The organism is Halomonas sp. 707D4, from assembly GCF_024158685.1.
In the GTDB taxonomy this organism is placed as follows: Bacteria; Pseudomonadota; Gammaproteobacteria; order Pseudomonadales; family Halomonadaceae; genus Vreelandella.
In genome coordinates, this window is record NZ_JAMZBD010000214.1 from 1 (window position 1) to 5,221 (window position 5,221).

Here is a 5,221-nt window from a genome sequence, read left to right on the forward strand (position 1 = left end):
GAGCGCTGGGCATCCGGCACCGAGGGGCTCGAGAGCACCCGCTGGATCTGGCTCTGGTCGGTACCGAAGTAGGCCACGTGGAGAAAGAAGCCGCCGAGCAGCCCCGCCCACAGCGAGTAGGTCACGCTCGGATCGAAGGAAAGATCGATGGCGTCGAACAGGCCACTCTCCGCGCCGAAGGCGAACACGTCGGCGAAGCCGCCGGGCAGGCTCGTGATCAGGAAGGCGACGCTCAACAGCGCCCCGAGCCACAGCACGAACATCTGGATGACGTCGGTCCAGATCACCGCGCTGATGCCGCCGAGCACGGTATAGCCGATCGCCAGCACCGCCATGATGACGATGGTGAGGTTCACGCTCCAGCCGGTGACCACGGCCAGTACCAGCGCCGGGGCGTAGAGCACCACGCCGGTGGCAAGCCCCCGGGCGATCAGGAACAGAAGCGCGGTCAGGGTGCGCGTGCCGGGGCCGAAGCGGCGCTCGAGAAGCTCGTAGATACTGTAGATGCCGGCCCGATGGAACACCGGCACCAGCACCAGGATCAGCACGATCATCGCCAGCGGCACGTTGAGGAAGGTGACCAGCCGCTCGAGCCCGCCTTCGAACCCCCAGCCCGGCGCGCCGATGAAGGTGATGGCGCTGGCCTGGGTGGCCATCACCGAAAGCCCCACCGCCCAGCCGGGAATCTTGCGCCCGCCCAGAAAGTAATCCTCGGGGCTGTGCTGGTCCTTGCCGAAGCGCGAGCCGATCCAGACGATCAGCGCGATGTAGCCGACCAGCACGGCCGTATCCCAAGACGTGAACCCCTCCATGGCGAGTTTCTCCTTGTTATTGGCCTATTGAGCATAGCAGGTTGTCTTAAGGCCATTTAATCGATGTGATCGCAGGGCCGCAAAGCGCAACGGCTTTGCCCGGCGCCGGGCCAGGCGCCATAATGGGAGCTCATTTTTCGAGGATGGTGTTCATGGCTGACGACGTTCGCTCCCACTCCCTGTCGGCAGGCGATGCCACCGCCCGAATCGGCGAAGTGGCCTACCTGACGGTCGCCACGGTCAACGATACCGGCGCCTTCCTGCGCTGGGGCCCGCCCAAGGACGTGCTGCTGCCCTACAGCGAGCAGCGCTTTCGCCCGGACCCGGGCAAGCGCGTGCTGGTGATGCTGTATGAAGACGACCAGGGCCGCCCGGTGGCCTCCCAGCGGCTCGACCGTTTTCTGAGCGACGACGCCTGGGCGCTCGAGAGTGGTCAGCAGGTCGCCATCGTCGTCGCCGACCGCACGGACCTGGGCATGAAGGTGGTGGTCGATCACCGCTACTGGGGCTTGATCTATCAGGACGACATCACCCGGCCGCTGCGCCGCGGGCAGTCGGTCACCGGCTACGTCAAGCAGCGCCGTGACGATGGCCGCGTGGACATTTCGCTGCTGCCCCCGGGCGCGGCGCGCCTCGACGTGGTGGGCGAGAAGGTGCTGGCGGCGCTCAAGGAGAGCGGCGGCTACCTGCCGCTGGGCGACAAGAGCGATGCCCACGCCATCAAGGCGCGACTCGGGGTGAGCAAGAGCGCCTACAAGCAGGCGATCGGGCGGCTCTACAAGCAACAGCTCATCACCCTCGAGCCCGGGGCCATCCGGCTGGTGTCCGGGGCGCTTTCGAGCTGAGGTTGGAGCGCCCACGCCGGTACGGCATACTGCCTGTCATTCGTTCAACCATGGATCGTGCTTGATGAGCCAATCGAATCTGCAGCTAGGCGTCGTGATGGATCCCATCGGCGACATCGCCTACAAGAAAGACACCACCCTGGCCATGCTGTGGGCTGCCCAGGAGCGCGGCTACACGCTCTACTACATGGAGCAGGAGGATCTGTTCCTCGACGCGGGCAAGGCCCACGCCCGGATGCGTGCGCTGACCGTGCACCGCGACCCGGCGCACTGGTTCGACCTGGGCGAGGCCGAGGCGCGCCCGCTGGCGAGCCTGGATGCGATCCTGATGCGAAAGGACCCGCCGGTGGATGCCGAGTTCATCAACGCGGTGCACCTGCTGGGGTTTGCCGAGCGCGAAGGCGTGCTGATCGTCAACCCGACCCAGGCGCTCTTGCAGTGCAACGAGAAGCTCTTCGCCCAGCAGTTTCCCCAGTGCTGCGCGCCGACCGTCGTCGCCAGCCGCGATGACGTGCTGCGGGCCTTCCACGCCGAGCACGGCGACGTCATCTTCAAGCCGCTCGACGGCATGGGCGGCACCGGCATCTTCCACATCGGCCCGGACGGTCGCAACATCGGCGCGGTGATCGAGCAGCTTACCCTGCGCGGCCGGCGCCAGATCATGGCCCAGCGCTACCTGCCCGAGATCAAAAACGGCGACACGCGCATCCTGCTGGTCGACGGCGAGCCGGTGCCCTTCGGCCTTGCGCGCATCCCTTCCGCCGGCGAGACCCGAGGCAACCTGGCCGCCGGCGGGCGCGGGGTGAGTCGCGAGCTCACCGCGCGCGATCACTGGCTGATCGATCAGGTCAAGCCGATGATCAAGGAGAAGGGGCTGATGTTCGTCGGGCTCGACGTGATCGGCGACTACGTCACCGAGATCAACGTCACGAGCCCCACCTGCGTGCGCGAAATCGACGATCAGCGCGGTACCGACATCGCCGGCCTTCTGCTGGACGCCGTCGAGCGCCGACTCGCCTCTTGAGCCCCCCATCTTTCGCCCTTCGAGCGAGGCGCGCCGAGCTTCGGCGCGCCGTAGGAGACGCATGCAAAGTCTAAAGCACCACTTTCTCATGGCGATGCCGCACCTGGACGACGCCAACTTCGCCGGCAGCCTGATCTACCTGTGCGATCATGATCACAACGGCTGCATGGGCGTGATCACCAATCACCCGCTCGACATCACCCTCGATGCGCTGTTCGACCAGCTCTCGCTGGGTGGCGACGAGAGCCCGCACCGCAATGCGCCGGTCTACTACGGCGGGCCGATGCACAAGGATCGCGGCTTCATCCTCCATGTGGGCGATAGCCATGAGTGGGATTCGAGTGTCCAGGTGGAGGAGAACATCGCCCTGACCACCTCGATGGACATTCTCAAGGCGCTGGCCGACGGCGAGGGCCCGGAGCAGTTTCTGGTCTGCCTGGGCTGCGCCGGTTGGGAAGTGGGCCAGCTCGAGGACGAACTCAAGGAGAACAGCTGGCTGACGGTGGAGGGCGACGAGGCGGTCATCTTCCAGACCCCGCCCGCCGAGCGCCTGGCCGCTGCCGCCGGCATCCTGGGTGTCGACCTCAACCCGATGACCCGCGACGCGGGCCACGCCTGATGGCAGAACCAGGCCAGCGCTTGATCCTCGCCTTCGACTACGGCACCCGGCGTATCGGCGTGGCAGTGGGCAACGAGCTTCTGCAGAGCGCCCGCGAGCTCGACCCACTCACTGCCCGCGACGGCATTCCGGACTGGCAGCGCGTCGAGGCGCTGTTGAAGGAGTGGCAGCCGGACCTTCTCGTGGTGGGGCTGCCGCTCAACATGGACGATAGCGAATCCGAGATGAGCAAGCGGGCGCGCAAGTTCGCCAACCGCCTGCACGGGCGCTTCGGCAAGGCCGTCGAGCTGGTCGACGAGCGGGGCTCCACCCGGGAGGCCAAGGCGATCGCCCGGGAGGCCGGACACCGGGGCAACTACCGCGAAGAGAGTGTCGATGGCATCGCGGCAGTGCTGATCCTGGAGGGCTGGTTCGCCCACCGGGAAGGGCTTCCCGGCGGACGGCGCTCGCTGTGACCGTTCAGCGATCCAGCGTGCCGGTCTGGCGGGGCACGAACCAGCGCACCGGGCGCAGGTCGTCCTTGATCAGCTCGTCGACCTGCAGCAGCGTGGCGAAGATCGCCATGCGCATGGGAATGCCGTTGTCGGTCTGACGGAAGATCGCCAGGCGCGGGTCGCCGTTCAGGTCCACGTTCAAGTCGTTCGCCCCGGCCCGGCTGTCCCGGGGCAGCGGGTGCATCACGATGGTCGACTCCCCGCAGCGCTGATCCAGAAATGCCCGGTTGACCATGAAGTCGTCGGAAATCCCCTTGAAGCTTTCGTTCATCTCCTCGGTGAAGCGCTCCTTCTGGATGCGCGTGGTGTAGACCACGTCCAGGTCGCTGAAGTCGACGCCCAGGTGATCGCGCACCTCCACCCGATGCCCGCGGGAGCTGACCAGGTCGATGAGGTGCGTCGGCATCTCGAGTCCTGGCGGCGAAACCAGGGTGATGCGCAGCGGCGCATATAAAGAGAGCAGCTTGATCAGCGAATGCACCGTGCGGCCGTACTTCAGGTCGCCGGTCAGCAGGATATGCGCGCCTTCGAGCCGCTTGCCCAGCCGCTGGAACTCCTTGTCGATGGTATAGAGATCCAGCAGCGCCTGGCTCGGGTGCTCGCCGGGGCCGTCGCCGCCGTTGATCACCGGTACATGGGTCGCCTCGGCGAACTCCGCCACTGACCCCTGGTCCGGGTGACGCATCACGATCGCGTCACAGTAGCCGCTCATGACCCGGCTGGTGTCGTAGAGCGACTCGCCCTTGGCCATGGAGGAGAAGGTGAAGCCGGTCGTGTCGCAGACGCTTCCGCCCAGGCGGCAAAAGGCGGCGTTGAAGCTCACGCGTGTGCGGGTGCTGGCCTCGAAGAACAGGTTTCCCAGCACCGCGCCTTCCAGTACGCGGGTGACCTGGCGGCGGCTGGCGATCGGCTCCATCTGCGCGGCGACGCGCAGGAGGTGATCGACGCTGTCGCGGTTCAATGAATCGACGGATAGCAGATGGCGGCTCATCAAGGACCTCGGGGAGTGGTGGCGAAAGCGCCAGTGTAACCGTGAATGCTCCCTTCACCGAAGGGCTTTGAAAGCGTACAGGCCAGTCATGTGAAATTTTTTTACAAAACGCCTTGCGCTCGAACCAGTGAGGCCGTAAAGTACGCATCCGCTGCCGGGGACGCCCAGCGTCGCCAGCGGTGAAGAAGGTGAAAACCTTCGGTTTGTCAGGAAGTTAGCGAGAGGTTCGAGGCTGACTTCCACCGCGAAAATCGGGTCTTGACAAACACCACGGAATGCGTAGAATACGCCTTCCTCGCTGAGGCAAGCGGCTCCGGTCATCGAGCTCAATGTTGAGCTTCAGTGAAATCGCTCTTTAAAAATATGATCAGGTAATTCATGTGGGCGTTTGCCGATGAGGGTGACAAGTCACCAAATATCAAGGCAAGCGAACACG

5 protein-coding genes and 1 pseudogene are annotated in these 5,221 nt (G+C 65.2%); 4 read left to right on the forward strand and 2 right to left on the reverse strand.

Annotated features, from left to right (window positions below; genetic code table 11):
- A pseudogene (locus BIS11_RS10315) lies at positions 1 to 812 on the reverse strand (sodium:solute symporter); the annotation flags it as partial.
- Between the two features lie 152 nt (positions 813 to 964).
- On the opposite strand from BIS11_RS10315, the gene BIS11_RS10320 reads away from it, so the two are divergent.
- The 4 genes from BIS11_RS10320 to ruvX all read left to right on the forward strand — a co-directional run bounded on the left by BIS11_RS10320 (position 965) and on the right by ruvX (position 3,755).
- Positions 965 to 1,657 carry a S1 RNA-binding domain-containing protein gene (locus BIS11_RS10320; protein ID WP_253425089.1) on the forward strand — a complete coding sequence of 231 codons (693 nt, stop codon included), beginning with the start codon at positions 965 to 967 and terminating at the stop codon, positions 1,655 to 1,657.
- Between the two features lie 64 nt (positions 1,658 to 1,721).
- On the forward strand, positions 1,722 to 2,681 hold the full coding sequence (gene gshB / locus BIS11_RS10325; RefSeq protein WP_253586011.1) for a glutathione synthase: 960 nt from the start codon (positions 1,722 to 1,724) through the stop codon (positions 2,679 to 2,681).
- A gap of 61 nt (positions 2,682 to 2,742) precedes the next feature.
- Positions 2,743 to 3,300, forward strand: a complete 558-nt coding sequence (locus BIS11_RS10330; protein ID WP_253586012.1) for a YqgE/AlgH family protein — start codon at positions 2,743 to 2,745, stop codon at positions 3,298 to 3,300.
- Complete coding sequence (gene ruvX, locus BIS11_RS10335) at positions 3,300 to 3,755, forward strand: Holliday junction resolvase RuvX (RefSeq protein ID WP_253426580.1); 456 nt, start codon at positions 3,300 to 3,302, stop codon at positions 3,753 to 3,755. Before BIS11_RS10330 ends, ruvX begins: the two co-directional genes overlap by 1 nt.
- A 4-nt stretch (positions 3,756 to 3,759) precedes the next feature.
- Here the strand turns inward: ruvX and pyrB are convergent, their stop codons facing one another.
- A complete protein-coding gene (pyrB, locus tag BIS11_RS10340; RefSeq protein ID WP_253426577.1) occupies positions 3,760 to 4,785 on the reverse strand; it encodes an aspartate carbamoyltransferase in 1,026 nt (341 codons plus the stop codon).
- Positions 4,786 to 5,221: the final 436 nt, after the last annotated feature.

Excerpts from the sequence above, each read along its gene's own strand:
- BIS11_RS10320 (WP_253425089.1), top strand. The coding sequence starts at position 965 with ATGGCTGACGACGTTCGCTCCCACTCCCTGTCGGCAGGCGATGCCACC.
- gshB (WP_253586011.1), top strand. The coding sequence starts at position 1,722 with ATGAGCCAATCGAATCTGCAGCTAGGCGTCGTGATGGATCCCATCGGC.
- BIS11_RS10330 (WP_253586012.1), top strand. The coding sequence starts at position 2,743 with ATGCAAAGTCTAAAGCACCACTTTCTCATGGCGATGCCGCACCTGGAC.
- ruvX (WP_253426580.1), top strand. The coding sequence starts at position 3,300 with ATGGCAGAACCAGGCCAGCGCTTGATCCTCGCCTTCGACTACGGCACC.
- pyrB (WP_253426577.1), bottom strand. The coding sequence starts at position 4,785 with ATGAGCCGCCATCTGCTATCCGTCGATTCATTGAACCGCGACAGCGTC.